The sequence below is a fragment of the Salipiger marinus genome (genome assembly GCF_035481585.1).
Classification (GTDB): domain Bacteria; phylum Pseudomonadota; class Alphaproteobacteria; order Rhodobacterales; family Rhodobacteraceae; genus Salipiger; species Salipiger marinus.
The window spans coordinates 156,439-172,586 of record NZ_JAYKSL010000004.1; the positions used below are offsets into that span (position 1 = coordinate 156,439).

The 16,148-nt window shown below is 69.0% G+C and carries 15 protein-coding genes; 4 read left to right on the forward strand and 11 right to left on the reverse strand.

The window, feature by feature from the left end; all coding sequences use genetic code 11:
- Positions 1 to 30: 30 nt before the first annotated feature.
- Genes VK682_RS07235 through VK682_RS07245 form a run of 3 tightly spaced genes read right to left on the reverse strand, consistent with a single transcriptional unit; the run spans position 31 to position 3,748 of the window.
- Positions 31 to 2,226 carry a xanthine dehydrogenase family protein molybdopterin-binding subunit gene (locus tag VK682_RS07235; protein ID WP_230795410.1) on the reverse strand — a complete coding sequence of 732 codons (2,196 nt, stop codon included), beginning with the start codon at positions 2,224 to 2,226 and terminating at the stop codon, positions 31 to 33.
- Complete coding sequence (locus tag VK682_RS07240; RefSeq protein WP_230795411.1) at positions 2,223 to 3,245, reverse strand: FAD binding domain-containing protein; 1,023 nt, start codon at positions 3,243 to 3,245, stop codon at positions 2,223 to 2,225. Before VK682_RS07240 ends, VK682_RS07235 begins: the two co-directional genes overlap by 4 nt.
- A complete protein-coding gene (locus tag VK682_RS07245; protein WP_324781608.1) occupies positions 3,242 to 3,748 on the reverse strand; it encodes a 2Fe-2S iron-sulfur cluster-binding protein in 507 nt (168 codons plus the stop codon). The genes VK682_RS07240 and VK682_RS07245 overlap by 4 nt, the downstream gene beginning before the upstream one ends.
- Before the next feature lie 169 nt (positions 3,749 to 3,917).
- On the opposite strand from VK682_RS07245, the gene VK682_RS07250 reads away from it, so the two are divergent.
- Positions 3,918 to 5,318, forward strand: coding sequence for a dihydrolipoyl dehydrogenase (locus VK682_RS07250; RefSeq protein WP_230795413.1), 1,401 nt, complete (start codon positions 3,918 to 3,920; stop codon positions 5,316 to 5,318).
- A 2-nt stretch (positions 5,319 to 5,320) separates the two neighbouring features.
- Here VK682_RS07250 and VK682_RS07255 read toward each other — a convergent pair whose 3' ends face one another.
- The 5 genes from VK682_RS07255 to ubiA all read right to left on the reverse strand — a co-directional run bounded on the left by VK682_RS07255 (position 5,321) and on the right by ubiA (position 10,363).
- Positions 5,321 to 6,376, reverse strand: coding sequence for a saccharopine dehydrogenase (locus VK682_RS07255; RefSeq protein ID WP_230795414.1), 1,056 nt, complete (start codon positions 6,374 to 6,376; stop codon positions 5,321 to 5,323).
- A 15-nt stretch (positions 6,377 to 6,391) separates the two neighbouring features.
- A complete protein-coding gene (locus VK682_RS07260; protein ID WP_230795415.1) occupies positions 6,392 to 7,045 on the reverse strand; it encodes a histidine phosphatase family protein in 654 nt (217 codons plus the stop codon).
- Between the two features lie 35 nt (positions 7,046 to 7,080).
- Positions 7,081 to 7,413 carry a hypothetical protein gene (locus VK682_RS07265; protein ID WP_089845812.1) on the reverse strand — a complete coding sequence of 111 codons (333 nt, stop codon included), beginning with the start codon at positions 7,411 to 7,413 and terminating at the stop codon, positions 7,081 to 7,083.
- A complete protein-coding gene (locus tag VK682_RS07270; protein WP_230795416.1) occupies positions 7,410 to 9,332 on the reverse strand; it encodes an OmpA family protein in 1,923 nt (640 codons plus the stop codon). The genes VK682_RS07265 and VK682_RS07270 overlap by 4 nt, the downstream gene beginning before the upstream one ends.
- A 62-nt stretch (positions 9,333 to 9,394) precedes the next feature.
- Complete coding sequence (ubiA, locus tag VK682_RS07275; protein WP_380715994.1) at positions 9,395 to 10,363, reverse strand: 4-hydroxybenzoate octaprenyltransferase; 969 nt, start codon at positions 10,361 to 10,363, stop codon at positions 9,395 to 9,397.
- Positions 10,364 to 10,375: 12 nt separating this feature from the next.
- Between ubiA and VK682_RS07280 the strand changes: the two genes are divergently transcribed.
- From VK682_RS07280 to VK682_RS07290, 3 genes are all read left to right on the forward strand, one after another.
- The gene (locus VK682_RS07280) at positions 10,376 to 11,101 is read left to right on the forward strand and encodes a 16S rRNA (uracil(1498)-N(3))-methyltransferase (protein WP_230795418.1); all 726 of its coding nucleotides are present in this window, start codon (positions 10,376 to 10,378) and stop codon (positions 11,099 to 11,101) included.
- A 55-nt stretch (positions 11,102 to 11,156) separates the two neighbouring features.
- Positions 11,157 to 11,684 (forward strand): hypothetical protein, encoded by a 528-nt coding sequence (locus VK682_RS07285; protein ID WP_089845818.1) that lies wholly within the window; start codon positions 11,157 to 11,159, stop codon positions 11,682 to 11,684.
- A gap of 66 nt (positions 11,685 to 11,750) precedes the next feature.
- A complete protein-coding gene (locus VK682_RS07290; protein WP_324781609.1) occupies positions 11,751 to 13,121 on the forward strand; it encodes a glutamate--cysteine ligase in 1,371 nt (456 codons plus the stop codon).
- Between the two features lie 42 nt (positions 13,122 to 13,163).
- On the opposite strand, the gene VK682_RS07295 is transcribed toward VK682_RS07290, so the two are convergent.
- From VK682_RS07295 to VK682_RS07305, 3 genes are all read right to left on the reverse strand, one after another.
- Positions 13,164 to 14,741 (reverse strand): gamma-glutamyltransferase family protein, encoded by a 1,578-nt coding sequence (locus tag VK682_RS07295; RefSeq protein ID WP_324781610.1) that lies wholly within the window; start codon positions 14,739 to 14,741, stop codon positions 13,164 to 13,166.
- Between the two features lie 464 nt (positions 14,742 to 15,205).
- Positions 15,206 to 15,664 carry an ATP-binding protein gene (locus VK682_RS07300; protein WP_324781611.1) on the reverse strand — a complete coding sequence of 153 codons (459 nt, stop codon included), beginning with the start codon at positions 15,662 to 15,664 and terminating at the stop codon, positions 15,206 to 15,208.
- 22 nt (positions 15,665 to 15,686) lie between these two features.
- Positions 15,687 to 16,025, reverse strand: a complete 339-nt coding sequence (locus VK682_RS07305; RefSeq protein WP_089845824.1) for an STAS domain-containing protein — start codon at positions 16,023 to 16,025, stop codon at positions 15,687 to 15,689.
- Between the last annotated feature and the right edge of the window lie 123 nt (positions 16,026 to 16,148).

Below are 16,148 nucleotides of genomic sequence, written 5' to 3' on the forward strand. Positions count from 1 at the left end.
CCCGGATCGTGCCGGGCGCGGCGCCCTGCCTCAGCGTCCCGCCGCCTCCAGCGCGGCGATGACGCGGTCGGGCGTTGCGGGAATGTCGCGGATGCGCACGCCGCAGGCGTTGTGGATGGCGTTCAGCACCGCGCCCCCTGCCCCGGAAATGCCCAGCTCGCCCACGCCCTTGCTCTGCAGCGGGTTGGCGAAATCGTCGCGCTCTTCCAGAAACACCACCTGCATGTCGCGCGGAATGTCGGCATGGGCGGCGATGTGGTAATTGGCAAGATCGCGGGTCACCACATGGCCGGTGCGCGGATCATGGGACATGTCCTCGTGCAGGGCGGAGCCCACCCCCCAGATCATGCCGCCCACCGCCTGTGACCGGGCGGTTTTCTCGTTCAGCACCCGGCCCATGGCAAAGGTGCCATGCATCCGGCGCAGCCGCACCTCGCCGGTCCAGCGATGCACCGCCACCTCGCAGAAATGCGCGCCGAACCCGGCAGAGAAATGGCTTTCCGCCGTCTTGCCGCCCTTGATCTCGGCCTCTTCCACGAACACGTCGCCCGCCAGCAGATCATTGATCGGCGCCTCCAGATTGGCGCCGCGCGCCAACCCGTCCTGCAGGCTCAGATCCTCGGGCGCGCAGCCCAGCTTCGCGGCGAGCCGGTCGCGGATCTTTTTCGCGGCCAGAAACACCGCCGAGCCCGAGGAACTGGCGCCGAACGAGCCGCCAGAGCCGGAGGCCCCCGGCAGATCGGTATCGCCCAGCTTGACCGTCACCTGCCCCGGCGGCAGGCCCAGCATTTCGGCGGCGACCTGCGTCAGCACGGCATAGGTGCCGGTGCCGATATCGGTCATGTCGGTTTCGACCACGGCACCTTCGGCAGAGAGCCGCACCCGGGCTGCGGATTTCACCAGCATGTTGGGCCGCGCCGCCGAGGCCATGCCCATGCCGATCAGCCAGTCGCCCTCCTGCCGCGCCCCCGGCGCTTGCCGGTCGGACCAGCCAAAGCTTTTTGCCCCTTCGCGCAGGCAGTCGACCAGCCCGCGGGCGCTGAAGGGCTGTCCCGTCACCGGGTGCTGGTCGGGCAGGTTGCGCAGCCGCAGCTCCACCGGACACATGCCCAGCGCGTCGGCAAGCTCGTCCATCGCCGCCTCGATGGCGATGACCCCCACCGCCTCGCCGGGGGCGCGGACCGAGCCTGAGCCCACGCGATGCACCCGCACCATGTCCTGCCGGAACCGCGTCGCGCGGGCGCCGTACAGAAACTGCGAGGCGCTGCTGACCGGTTCGGCAAATTCCTCTCCGGGCAGGTTCGACACCCGGTCGTCATGGCCCAGCGCCAGCAGATGCCCTTCGGCATCGGCGGCCAGCTGCAGGTGCTGACGCGTTTCGGTGCGGCGCAGCACGGCGTCAAACACGGTCTGCCGGGCCATGACCACGCGCACCGGGCGGCCAAGTTCGCGCGCGGCCAGCGCCGCCGCCACCGCCTCGGTGCCGATGCCCAGCTTGGAGCCGAAGCCGCCGCCGACATAGGGCGCGAGGATCTGCACCTGTTCGGGCGGGATCCCCACCGCATCGGCCAGTTCCTTGCGGTTGAAACGCAGCATCTGCAGCGCGCCGCGCAGGATCAGCCGGTCGCCCTGCCATTCGGCCACGGCGGCATGCGGCTCCATCGCTGCCGACGCATGGCAGGGCGTGGTATAGACCACATCGACCTGATGCGCGGCGCCGGACCATGCGGCGTCCCAGTCGCCGCTCTCGGTCGGATCCTGCGGCTCCACCTCGGTGGCATGGTCCGGGTCCACCTCTGCCGCCACGCTGTCAAAGCGCAGCTTCAGCCGCAGCGCCCCGTCGCGCGCCGCCTCGAAGGTTTCGGCCACCACCAGCGCCACCGGCTGGCCGTGATAGTCGATGCGGTCGCCCGGCTGGTCCGGCGCCTCCCCGGCCATGCCCTGCGCCGGGTTGCGCAGGAAGCGCGGGTCGCGCACCACCGCCAGCAGGCCCGGGATGTCGGCGATGCTGTCGCGGTCGATGTCGCGCAGATGGCCCCGCGTCACCGTGGCGCGCACCAGCATGCCATGCACGCAGCCCTCGGGCAGCGCGTCGGCGGTATAGGTGGCCTGACCGCTGACCTTCAGCGGGCCATCGGGCCGGTCCATGGGCGTGCCGATCACGCCCTGCCGGGTTTCGTCCAGCAGCCGGGGCTGCGGCTTGTCCATGCGGAAAGTCTGGGTCATGCGGCGTCCTTCGTGGCATCGGTGCCGATGGAGGGTTGGGCGAGCCCGGTCGCCTCGCGCAGCACCGCAACCAGCGTGCGGCGCAGCAGCGGGCGCTTGAACTCGGTATCGGGATTGGGCGCGGGATCGGCGGTCAGCCGCTGCGCCACCTCGCGGAACAGCGCCTCGTCGGGCGTTTTGCCATGCAGCATCGCCTCAAGGCCCGCATCGCGCCACGGGCGCGGCGCCACGCCGCCAAAGGCCAGCGCCACCTGTCCGATGCGGCCCTGATCCATGCGGATCACGGCAGCCACCGACACCAGCGCAAAGGCATAGGAGGCGCGGTCGCGCACCTTGCGATAGGCCTGAACCGATCCCGCCACCGGCGCGGGCAGGATCACGGCCGTGATAAGGTCATCTGCGGCCAGCGTGGTTTCCAGATCGGGGCGGTCGCCCGGCAGGCGGTAAAGCTCGTCCAGCGCCAGCCGACGCAGCCCGCCATCGCGGCTGCGCACCTCCACCTTGGCGTCAAGCGCGCGCAGCGCCACAGCCATGTCCGAAGGATGCGCGGCAAGACAGGCGTCCGAGGTGCCAAAGATTGCCAGCATCCGCCCCACGCCGCCCTGTGCCGCGCAGCCCGTGCCGGGCTCGCGTTTGTTGCAGGCCATGGACGGGTCATAGAAATACGGGCAGCGGGTGCGCTGCAGCAGGTTGCCGCCGGTGGTCGCCTTGTTGCGAATTTGGCCCGACGCGCCGGACAGCAGCGCGCGGGACAGCAGCGGATAGCGCGCGCGGATGCGCGGATCGGCGGCCAGATCGGAATTGCGCACCAGCGCGCCAAGGCGCAGCCCCTCACCCTCGGGCTCGATGGCGTCCAGACCGGGCAGGCGCGTGATGTCCACCACCCTCTCGGGGGTCATGACCTGCAGTTTCATCAGATCAAGCAGGTTGGTGCCGCCCGCGATCACGCTGGCCGCAGGATCCAGTGCGGCGGCAGCCTGATCAAGGCTTTCGGCGCGGGTGTAGTCAAACGCTCTCATGACCGCTGCCCCTTTGCGCCAAGGCTGATCGCCTCGCGGATGAACGGATAGGCGGCGCAGCGGCAGAGATTGCCGCTCATCCGTTCGGCGATTTCGGCATCATCGGCGCTGACCTGCGCCAGATCGGGCGAGGCATGCGAGGGATCGCCGCGCGCCAGTTCCTCCAGCATGCCGGTGGCCGACATGATCTGCCCCGAGGTGCAGAAGCCGCACTGATAGCCGTCACAGGACACGAAGGCCAGCTGCAGCGGCGACAGCGCGCCGGGCTCGCCCAGACCTTCGATGGTGGTGATCTCGTCGCCGTCATGCATGGCAGCCAGCGTCAGGCAGGCATTGATGCGGCGACCGTTGACCAGCACGGTGCAGGCGCCGCACTGGCCATGATCGCAGCCTTTCTTGGTGCCGGTCAGACGCAGGCTGTCGCGCAGGGCGTCCAGCAGCGTGGTGCGTGGGTCATGGTCCACGCTCCGCGTGTGACCGTTCACTGTCAGGGTAGTCTGCATGGGAACTCCGTGGCTGGGGGGCGCGCAGCGGCCCGGGCTTTGATGTCCAACAGCCCCGAACGCCCCGAGGTTCCCGCCGCCGCGACGGAACCCGGGAGGCGGCGGCTTGGTTGAGGATGCGGCGGGCGGACGACAGGCGCGCGCCGCAATGCACCCGAAAGGACAGGACATGACCGATCTCAGCTGCGACGTGGCCATTCTGGGCGCGGGCACCGCCGGGCTTGCCGCCGAACGCAGCGCGCGCAAGGCAGGCGCGCGGACCCTGCTGATCGACCCCTATTTTGCGGGCACTGTCTGCGCCACGGTGGGCTGCATGCCGTCCAAGCTGCTGATCGCCGCCGGGAATGCCGCCCATGGCGTGCGGCTGGCGCCGGAATTCGGGGTCATGACCCAGCCGCCGCAGATCGACGGCGCGGCGGTGATGGCCCGCGTCCGCGCCCTGCGCGATGACTTTGTTGCCAGCACCAAGGAGGGGTTCGAGACCCTGCCCGAAGGCACCTGCGTGCAGTCCCGCGCCCGGTTCACCGCACCGGGCGAGCTGGTGCTGGAGGATGGCCGCCGTGTCAGCGCCCGCGCCGTGGTGCTGGCCACCGGATCGGCGCCGGTGGTGCCCGGCCCGTTCAAGGATTTGGGCGACCGGGTGCTGACCAACCAGACGGTGTTCGACCTGCCCGATCTGCCGAAGCGGCTGGCGGTGATCGGCGCCGGGCCCATCGGGCTGGAACTGGCGCAGGCCATGGCGCGGCTCGGGGTCGAGGTGACGCTCTTCGACCATGCCGACCGGCTGGGCGGGATTGCCGACGATGCCGTGCACGAGGCGCTGCTGACCACCCTGCGCCGCGAGATGGTGCTGCATTTGGGCACCAAGGCCACGCCCGAGGATGCGGGCGAGGCGGTGCGGCTTAGCTGGGAGGGCGGATCTGCGGAATTCGACCGCGTGCTGCTCGCCGCCGGGCGCCCGCCGAATGTCCGGGATCTGGGGCTGGAGGCGGCGGGGCTGACGCTGGACGATCATGGCGTGCCGGTCTTTGACCGCGAAACCCTGCAATGCGGCGAGGCGCCGGTGTTCATCGCGGGTGATGCCAATGCCGACCGTCCGGTGCTGCACGAAGCCTCTGCCGAGGGCGCCATTGCCGGGCGCAACGCGGTGGCATGGCCTGCGGTGGTGCGCTCCGCGCGCATGGTGCCGTTCAGCATGATCTTCACCGACCCGCCGGTGGTGCAGGTGGGCCGTGCACCGCAGGGCGAGGCGCTGACCGGGCGGTCGGATTACGGCGATCAGGGCCGCGCCCGGGTGGAGGCGCGCGGCCATGGGCAGGTGCTGCTGCAGGCCGCCGCCCCCGACGGGCGCCTGACCGGGGCCGAAATCTGCGCGCCCGGGGGCGAACATCTGGGTCATCTGCTGGCTTGGGCGATCACCGAAGGCCACACCGCCTCTGATCTGCTGTCGCGCCCGTTCTACCATCCGACGCTGGAAGAGGGCCTGCGCAATGCGCTGCGCGACATCTGCCGCGCCACCTCGCGCCCCTTGCCCGGCGATCAGGACGAAGGCGCCCCGCCGGGCGGCTGAGTTTACAGCCGGTTGGCCAGATAGTCGCGGAAGACCGTGGCCGCCCGGCCCCAGACGCCCGCATCCAGCTGATCCAGCGCCCGCAGATGCGGCAGAAGCTGGGCGGCAAAATCCTCGGAGCTTTCGCGGGGCAGCAGCGAGGGCAGGTTGTCGATGGCCATGACATCCAGCACCGGCGCCTCATGGGTGCGGATCACCGGCGCCTGCCAGTCGGTGACGCGGTCATAGACCTTGACCGGGGAAAAATCGCTGTCGGGATCGCAGGCAATGTCGCCGATGACGCGCAGCCGCCGCTCTGCCTGCCGCGCCTCCTTTGGCATGAAAACAGGCGCGCCGGGCCGCGCGAGGATGCAGTTGAAAAAGACCTCATGCGCCAGCACCGCGGGGAAGGGTCCGCCATGCGCGGTCTCGGCCATGTCCCATTGCGTGACCTCCACCCCCGACTTGGCGCAAAGATCGGTGGCGCCGGTGCCGACACGCCCCAGCGCCCCGATGACCAGCGCGCGCGGACGGCTGCCCGTGGCATCCAGCGCGTCGCGCACCGCACCTTCCATCGCGCCCGCATCGGCCCAGACCGACACCGGCGGGCAGATGCCGCCCCGCGCCTGCGCCGCCCATGCCAGCAGCGTCACCGCCGCCCCGGCATAGCCCGCCCAGTAGCCAAACGCCGCCACCCGGCGGCCCTGCGCATCGGTGAGATATTCCAGATCGTAAAGCGTGCCGCCCCCCGCGCGGAAGCGGCGCAGCAGCACCTGCCCGGCGGGCTGGCCCTTGAAGCCATGACCAAACATGATGTGGCGATGGCGCAGCGGCGTGCCATCCTCGGGCAGTTCCTTCAGCCCGAAGATCAGCGCCTCGGCGGGGGCTGCGGGCCAGCTGCCTTCGGGGGCAATCTCCGCCCCGGCGGCGCGGTAGCCAGCGATGGCGATGGCGCGGGCGCCGCTGTCCTCGACCGTGACCCGCATCCCCGACGCCCGCAGCGCCGCCACACCTTCGGGGGTGATCCCCACCCGCTGCTCGTTGGCGCGGGGTTCGGCGCGCACCCACAGATGTGTCATGGTTCCGTCAGATCCTCAGAGATGGGTGCGCATCAGCGCGCGGTCAGGGCTTTCCAGATGCGGCACCGCGTTGAACAGCGTCAGCGCAAGCCCGGTGGGCAGCGGCTGAAACCGGTGCAGCGAGGAGTTTTCGACCGCGATGCAGGCATGGGCCAGCGCCTGCATTTCCAGCCCCATGGTCACCCGCATCGCCATGCCGATCAGCCCGCCCGAGGTGATGGCGATGGCGCGCCCCTCTCCCGCCGCGATGTCGGCCAGCACGTCACGCACGCGGGCCTCGAAATCGGCGAAGGTTTCCGGGGCGCCCTCCAGCCGGTCCTCGCGCCAGTAGCTGAACACGCGCGGCAGATGCAGCACGAAGGCTTCGCGGTCCACCGGCATGGCGACGCCGTGCTGGGTTTCCAGAAGCTGCGCCATGGTGAAATATTCCAGCTCGTTCAGCCGGGGGTCGCGCACCACCTCCAGATCCAAGGCCATTTCGCGCGCGGTTTCCACATGGCGTTCCAGCGTGCCGCAATAGGCGCGGGCAAAAACCTCGCCCGTGGCGCGCAGATGGTCGCCGAGCCAGCGCGCCTGCTGGCGGCCCAGATCGCTCAGCTGGTCATAGCTTGCTTCGTCGCGGGCGTGGGTATTGGCCTGCCCGTGGCGCACCAGCGTGACAAAAGACATCCGTGTTCCGTTCCTGATCGGTCGGCGCCGCGCGGTCAGGCGGTGCCGGTATGGTGACGTTCGATCCAGCTGCGCAGATCCTCGGCCTCGTGCCGGGCCTCGCGCAGCCCTTCCATGGCGGCAGACAGTTCCGCCTCGGTCTGGGCCAGCTGGTTGGTCAGTTCCGCTTCGCGCTGCTGCAGATAGGTGATGGCCTGATCGCGGGTTTCTTCCGCCTCGTGCAGTTCCTGACTCATCTTTTCAAGCTGGTCCACATCGGCCTGAGAGACCCGTTTGAAGCGATGGATCAGCCAGTTCGCGAACCAGCCCGTGCAGAAGGCCACAAAGAGAATGATCGCCGTTGCGATGATGAATTCGGTGCGGTTCATTCCCCGGTCCCTTCTTCCGGCGCGTCAGGTTCTGCCTCTGCCGCGCCGTCCCCGTCTTCTGCGTCCGCTTCCGTTTCCTCCACCGCGTCCGTTTCGTCAACCGCCGGTTCGGCTTCGATCAGCTTGAACTCGATCCGGCGGTTGGATTCGCGGCCCTCTTCGGTGCCGTTATCCGCGATCGGCTGGGTCTCGCCATAGCCGGTCACGGTATAGCCCGCCACCAGCACCCGGCGGTTGCGCAGCGCGTCCAGCACCGACTGCGCCCGGCTCTGGCTCAGCTGCTGGTTCATCTCGTCGCGGCCCTGACTGTCGGTATGGCCCTGAATTTCCAGCGGGATGTCCCCGCACAGCTGCAGCAGCTCCGCGATGTCATCCATGATGTCCTTGGCCGAGGCATCCAGCGTGGCCGATCCCGGCTCGAAGCTGATCTTGCGGTCGCCGATGATGCCGGTGATCTGCGCCACACATTCCTCGGGGGTGGGAATGCCCAGCGTCGGGTCCAGCTTTTCGTCATAGGTCACGGCGATGTCGAATTCTTCGGCATCGCCCAGCTTGTCGAGCAGCAGCGCGGCAATGTCGGCGCTGGCTTCGGAATTGCCGGTCGTGCCGCGCACCTCGATCAGGTCGGGGGTGACGCGCACCGATCCGTTGGCAAGCGATCCCAGCGCCTCCAGCCCGGCCAGAACCCGTGCGGGCCAGTTGGCGGGCAGTCCCTCCACCACGCGGGCGGCGGTATAGACCGCGCCCGAGCCGAACCGCGCCTTGGCGAAGCTGTCGGCGGTCTGGCGGGTCAGGTCGGAATTGATCCGCCCGCGCAGCTGCACCGCGCCTTCGGGGCTGAGCGTGGCGGTGAATTCCGGCGGGCCCTGTTCGGCGGCCTCGGGCGGCTGCGGCAGATCGGCATGCAGTGCGAACACGTCCGGCAGGCCGTTTTCCAGCTCGCCCACCACGCGGTCGAACAGCCCCTGATCGGTGCCCTCCACCGCCAGCAGCGCCACATCGGCGTTGGAGAAGGTGATGGAGCCGCCGCCCAGTTCCGCAACACCCGCGATGCCGCGCGCCGCCGCCTCGCCCCAGCGGCTGGAGGGCACGCCCAGACCCAGACGGCAGGTGGCCTCCCCGGACACGCCCGCCTTTTTCGCAGCGGCAAGGATCTGGTCCCGCGCCTCTTCGGTATCGGCGGAACAGGCATCAAGCCGCGCGCCGCCCTCGTCGATCACGAAGCGCAGGGTGAAGGGGCTGATGACCGGACGCGGCGCCGACAGATCCAGCGTCAGCGCCACCGCTTCGGGCAGGCGGCGGCGCAGATCCGCCTCGATCCGGCGGCGGTCCTCCTCGCTTTCGGTCATGGCCTTGATATGCACCTGACCCGCCGCGACCGACACCTTGGACCGGGGCAGATCGCGCAGCGCCCGCTGCGCGAAGGTCACGGCATCCCGCCAGCCGTCAGGGGCGGGAAACTCCGCCTCCTCCAGCAGGTCCGACACCTGCGCCGTCTCGCCCGCCATATTGGCGAACCCCGCCATCAGCCGGTCGCGATCCGAGGAAGAGGGCACCAGCCCGATCACCGAGATCCCCGCATCGTTGCGCAGGATCTCCATCGAAAAGCGCGGCGGCGCCAGATCGTCGCCCTCGGCCACCAGCATCTGGTCGATGACCCGCGCCGAATCCACCACCGATCCCGCGACGGTCATGGCGCGGAACCGCGCGGCCTCGTCCGGGGCGGTGCCGATCAGAAAGACCTGCAATCCGTTGACATCGACCTCCGCCCAGTCCTGTCCGTCGCGGGTCAGCGCCGAGGCGACGCTGTCGCGTGAATTGTCCTCGACAAGGCGGACGGAAAAGAACGCCGCCACCACGCACAGCAGCGCTGCGGCGAGAAGGGCGGCAATGGGAATGAGCAGCCGTGAAAGGCGCATGGGCGCGTCGCTTTCCTAAAATTCATCCAAGGTCTGATAGGGCGCGGTCCGCCCCTGCGCAATCACGCCACCAGCGCGGTGGCGAAAAACAGCACAGGCAGCAGGCCCGCATCGCGGTTTGAACGGAAGAGCCGCAGAAGTCCGTCGTTATCCGTCACGTTGAGTCGCCGCAGCTGCCACATCATGTGCCAGCCCATGGCCCATGGCCCGCCCGCCAGCAGCACAAGCTGCAGAATCTCGCCCCGGGGGGCGGCCAGCACCACGGCCAGCCCCATCAGCGCCACCGTGGCCACTAGAAACCGGGCAAGCCATGCGGGCGTGCGGTCATCGCCAAAAAGCCGCGCGGTGGATTTGACCCCGATCAGCGCGTCATCTTCCTTGTCCTGATGGGCATAGATCGTGTCGTAGAACAGCGTCCACGCCATGCCCGCCAGATAAAGGATCACCGCAGGCCAGCCGAGGCTGCCGCTATGCGCGGTCCAGCCCAGCAGCGCGCCCCAGTTGAAGGCGATGCCCAGAAACACCTGCGGCCACCATGTAAACCGCTTGGCAAAGGGATAGATGGCCACCGGCAGCAGCGACACCACCCCCAGCAGAATCGCCATAGGCGGGAAGGTCAGCAGGATGGCCAGCGCCACAAGGCACTGCGCCACGGCCCAGAGCAGCGCGCCCTTGGCGCTGACCTGACCAGAGGGAATGGGCCGCGAGGCGGTGCGCGCCACCTTGCCGTCGATATGGCGGTCGGTGATGTCGTTCCACGTGCAGCCCGCACCCCGCATCAGAAAGGCGCCCAGCCCGCAGCCCGCAAAGATCCACAGGTCGAACCAGCGCGCCTGCCCGTCCGCCACCATGGCCAGCAGCAGCCCCCACCAGCAGGGCAGCAGCAGCAGCCAGGTGCCGATGGGCCGGTCGGCGCGGCTGAGCCGCAGATAGGGCCGCGCCCAGCTTGGCGCGCGGTGGTCGACCCAGTTGCCGCGCACGGCATCGGAAACATGGCCCGCGGGATCTGGCGCTGGTCTGGGTTGGGTCATATGGTCTGCCTCATGGAAGCCAAGGTTCGACTGTTTGTAGATCACCCGCTGGGCGCGGGACAACCTGTCCCCCTGACACGGGAGCAGGCACATTATCTCTTTTCCGTGATGCGGCTTGGTTCCGGGGCCGCCGTCGCGCTGTTCAACGGGCGCGATGGCGAATGGCGGGCCGAGGTCGAGGAGGCGGGAAAACGCGGCGGCACGCTGCTCTGCGCCAGCCAGACCCGGGTGCAGGGCACGCCGCCCGACCTGTGGCTGATCTTTGCCCCGATCAAGAAAGCCCGCACCGATTTCATCGTGGAAAAGGCGGTGGAGCTGGGGGTGCGGCGGATTCTGCCGGTGCAGACCGAATTCACCAATTCCGAACGTATCCGGCAGGACCGGCTGCAGGCCCATGCGGTGGAGGCGGCGGAGCAATGCGGCGCCACCTTCGTGCCCGAGGTGGCCGATCTGGTCCGGCTCGACCGGCTGCTGGCCTGCTGGCCCGACCGCGCGCTGGTGTTCTGCGACGAGAAACAGGCGGGCGCGGGTGATCCCGGCGCGGCACTTGCGCGCAGCCCCGCCCCCGCCGCCGTGCTGATCGGCCCCGAGGGCGGCTTTTCCGACAGCGAACGCGCCCGGCTGCACGCGATGGACCGCGCGCAGGCCATCGCCCTTGGCCCGCGGATCCTGCGCGCCGACACCGCCGCCGTGGCGGCCCTGACGCTGTGGCAGGCGCAGTGCGGAGACTGGCAATGACCCGCGCCGCCGGAGGTTTCGCCGCAGGCGCGCCCGCACGGGCAGGAGCAGAGGCATGAGCTTTCTTCGGCCCGAAGCCCGCGCGCAGATCCATCGCTGGCGCGAGGTGCTGGCGGGGGCGGCGGTGACGCTGCTGGGGCTTTACTGGGCGATCTTCACCGGCGGGCTGCTGGCATGGATCGGCTGGGTGGTGGTGGCGCTTGGCGCCGTGCTGCTGGTGGCCGGGGTGCAGCGGGCACGCTTCCGCATCGGCACCGGCGGGCCGGGCGTGGTGCAGGTGCTGGAGGGGCGGATCGCCTATTTCGGCCCGCTGACCGGCGGGGTCGCGGATCTGGACCGGCTGGACCGGCTGATGCTCGATCCGTCCGCCCGGCCACCGCACTGGCTGCTGCGCAGCGATGACGGCACCACGCTGGCCATCCCGCTGACCGCCGAAGGGGCGGACCAGCTTTTCGACGCCTTTGCCACCCTGCCCGACCTGCGCACCGAACGGATGCTGGCCCTGATGCAGAAACCGGGCGCGGGTCCGGTGATGATCTGGCAGGCGCCGCGCGCGGCGGCTGCCGCCCTCCGTCTGCATTGACAAGGTCGGTCATTCTGACCATCCCTGAGCGCCGAACCCACCGGCAGCCAGATCGGAGCCTTCCTTATGTCCATCCCTCAAACCGGCGGCGGGCCGATCGAGCATCAGACACAGCTGGCGGAATATCTCGCCTCGGGCTGCAAGCCCAAATCCGACTGGCGCATCGGCACGGAACACGAAAAATTCGGCTATCTGACCGACACCCACGCGCCGCTGCCCTATGAGGGGCCGCGGTCGATCCTTGCCGTGCTTGAAGGCCTGCGCGACCGTTTCGGTTGGGCCGAGGTGCGCGAGGCGGGCAAGCTGATCGGGCTGACCAAGGGCGATGCCAATGTCTCGCTGGAGCCGGGTGGCGCGCTGGAACTGTCCGGCGCCCCGCTGGAGACCATCCACCAGACCTGCGACGAGGTGAACGAACACCTGCGCGAGGTGAAGGGCATCGCCGACGAGATCGGCGTGGGCTTCATCGGGCTGGGCGCCGCGCCGGAATGGCATCACGACGACATGCCGCTGATGCCCAAGGGCCGCTACAAGCTGATGGACAGCTATATGGGCAAGGTCGGCACGCTGGGCCGGGTGATGATGCGCCGCACCTGCACCGTGCAGGTGAACCTCGATTTCGGGTCAGAGGCCGACATGGTGCAGAAGCTGCGCGTGGCGCTGGCGCTGCAGCCGGTGGCCACGGCGCTTTTTGCCAATTCGCCGTTCTTCGAAGGCAAGCCCAATGGCATGAAAAGCTTCCGCGGTGCGGTCTGGCGCGATCTGGACGGCGCGCGCACCGGCATGCTGCCCTTCGTGTTCGAGGACGGTTTCGGCTTTGAACGCTATGTGGATTACGCGCTCGATGTGCCGATGTATTTTGTCTATCGCAACGGCGATTACATCGACGCGCTCGGCCAGTCCTTCCGCGATTTCCTGAAGGGCGAACTGCCTGCCCTGCCGGGCGAGATGCCCACCCTGTCGGACTGGGCCGACCATCTGACCACCATCTTCCCCGAAGCGCGGCTGAAGAAATTCATCGAAATGCGCGGCGCCGATGGCGGGCCGTGGCGCAGGCTCTGCGCGCTGCCCGCGCTGTGGGTCGGCCTGACCTACGATCAGGGCGCGCTGGATGCGGCATGGGATCTGGTCAAGGGCTGGGATGCGCAGACCCGCGACGCGCTGCGCGTCGCCGCCTCGACCGACGGGCTGCAGGCGCAGGTGGGCAACATCAACATGCACGATCTGGCGCGCGAGGTGCTGGCCATCGCCGAAGCCGGGCTCACCTCGCGCGCCTGCCCCGGCGCGGGCGGGCTTCTGCCCGACGAGACCCATTTCCTCAACGCGCTGAAGGAAAGCGTGGACAGCGGCAAGACCGCCGCCGACGAACTGCTGGAGCATTACCACGGCGACTGGCAGGGCGATCTGTCGCGCATCTACGGCGCCTACAGCTACTGAGCCTTGCGGGGGCGCCTCGCTGCGCCCCCGGTCTTCTTCCGGTCAGTAGCCGATGGCGCAGCCATCCTTGCGCGGGTCGGAGGCCCCTTCCAGCACGCCGCTGTCATGGATCAGGATGGCCTGCGCCCCGCCGATGGGCGATGCGGGCTCGCGCAGGTCATGCCCCATCTCCGCCAGCGCCGCGCGCACCTCGGGCCGGTAGCCGCGTTCCAGCTCCAGCCCGCCCGCCGTGGCAAAGCTGCGCGGCGCGTCCAGCGCGCTTTGCGGATCCATGCCAAAATCGCTCAGGTTCGACATCACCCGCGCATGGCCATTGGGCTGATACTGCCCGCCCATCACGCCGAAGGGCATGGTCACGCGCCCGCCCTCGGCCAGCATGGCGGGAATGATCGTGTGCATGGGGCGCGCACCGCCGCGCATCTCGTTCGGATGGCCCTCGGCCAGCGTGAAGCCCGCGCCCCGGTTCTGGAACAGGATGCCGAATTTTTCGGAGGCGATGCCCGATCCGAAACCGTGGAAGATCGAATAGATCAGCGACACCGCCATGCGGTCACGATCCACCACGGTGATGTAGATCGTGTCCTTGTGCACCGCCTCGCTCAGTTCCGCGGGCGCGGCCATGGCCCGCTTGGGATCGATCAGCGCGGCAAGCTGGTCGGCCAGATCATCGCTCAGCAGCCGGTCGAGCTTGGTCATGTGATCGGCATCGGCCAGAAAGCGGTTGCGCGCGTCATAGGCCAGCTTCGCCGCCTCCGCCTCCAGATGGGCGCGCTCGGCGCCAAAGGGATCAAGGGCGGCAATGTCGAACCGCTTTAGGATGTTGAGCAGCAGGATCGCCGTCACCCCCTGCCCGTTCGGCGCATGTTCCAGCAGCGTCCGGCCCTGATACTGGCCCGAGATCGGCGCACCAATCGTGCAGCGCGTGGCGGCAAAATCCTCTGCCTCGTGCAGCCCGCCCAGCGCCTGCAGCGTGGCCAGCATGTCCTCGGCCACCTCGCCTTCGTAGAACCCGGCGCGCCCGTCACGCGCGATGCGGCGCAGCACCTCGGCCTGACCGGGCAGGCGGAAGATGTCGCCGACCCGGGGCACGCGGCCATCCTGCAGGAAATGCCGCCGTGCCGCGCCCTGCAGCACGCCGTGATCGGCCTGCCAGTCAAAGGCGACGCGCGGCGCCACCGGCACACCCTCCTCCATATAGGCGATGGCGGGGGCAAGGCTGTCGGCCAGCCCCAGCTTCCCCCAGCGGTCGGACATGGTGCAGAAGGCGTCGACGGCCCCGGGCAGCGTCACCGCCTCCGGCCCGTAAAGCGGCACGGTGGAAAGCCCGCGCGCGCGCAGATCGGCGGCCTGCGCCGCCTTGGGCGCCCGGCCCGAGCCGTTGACCGCCACCACCTCGGCCCCCGGCGCCGGAGAGATCAGCGCAAAACAGTCGCCGCCGATGCCGGTCATCTGCGGTTCGGCCAGCCCCAGCAGCACCGCGCCCGCAATCGCCGCATCCACCGCGTTGCCGCCCTGCTTGAGGATGGACACCGCCGCCTCTGCGGCCAGCGGATGGGATGTGGCGCAGATGCCGTTCCGGGCATAGACGGCCGACCGGCCGGGCAGCTGAAAATCGCGCATGGTCTGATGATCCCCCCTGTGATGTCGGCGCGAGCATAGGCAGGGCCGGGGCGGGGTCAATCTGGCTTCGTCTGGATCAGTGGCTGCAGACCTCGGTGCCACACTCCAGGTGGGGGCTGAATTGGTGCGGCACCGAGGGAAGCCAGTTGCAGCTACCCTCTCTGTATGGCCGGTCTTCGGGGCGAAAATGCGGAGCCTTCGCGGTCTTTGCGGGGCAGGTCCGTCCCTGTCGCAGCCCCGCGAATCAAAAAACGCGCCGCTTCCACAGAAGCGCCGCGCGATGGGGCCGGATGGGGGGAAATCCTCGACGTCACACCTTAGGTGGGGGCTGATTCGATGTGACGCCGAGGGAAGCTTTAGGCAGCTACATCTTTGGTATGACGGTCCAACCGGGCAGGATTGCGGGCAGATTGCGGCATTTTCGCGAAACCTGCCCCCGATCTGTCGCCGGTGGCAAAAGGACTTCATGCCGAAGGCGGCAGCGGAATGCGGATTTCGAGCACGTTCGCCCCGGCTTCGCGGCGATAGCGCACCCGTTCGGCCAGATGGCGGATCAGGAACCAGCCGAACCCGCCCTCCGGCAGATCCGCCTCCGGCACGTCAAGATCCACCCTGTCGCCGGGCGGAGGCCGCCCGCCCGGCATGGCGCTGCCGGTGTCGCGGATCGCAAGGTCGATGCGCCCCTCCCTTGGCAGGATTTCCAGATGGATGGTGCCCCGGCACAGGCCGCCATAGGCATGTTCCACCACGTTGTTGAGCACCTCGGCCAGCACAAGCTCCACCGTGCCCCGCACCTGCGGCGGCAGATCCCGCGCCAGAAGCCAGCCGCTGGCCAGCCCCAGCGCCGCGCGCACCTCTTCCGGCGCGCTGCGCAGATCCAGCGTGAAGATCCGGTCGCTCCGGCTGACCTCCTGCTGCGGCATCGCCCCTCCCCGGATCCGGGCGTCAGTGTCCTGCGCCGCGGCGTGCCGCCTCCAGCGTGTCATGGATGACAAAGATCGTGTCCATCCGGGTCAGCCGGAACACCCGGTCGACCATGGGCGTCAGCACCGCCAGATCCAGCCGCTGCCCCTCTCCCATGCCCTTCATCGCCGCCACGATCGCCCCCAGCCCGCTCGAATCAATGAACTCCACCGCGCCCAGATCCAGCACCACCCGGCTGGCCTGCGGCGAGACGGCGGCGCGCACCGCATCCTTGAACTGGATCGCCACCGAAGAATCGATGCGCGGCTCGTCCACCCGCAGGATCTGCGGCTCTTCCCCGTCGAGAACGGTCAGTCTCATGATCTTCCTCCATCCGGCGCGACCAGACCAGAGGCTAGCCCTCATTCCTTACCATCGGGTGTGCGGCTACGCGGCGCTTGCACTTCTTCTTGGCTGAAATATCCCGGGGGTGGGGGGGGAGCG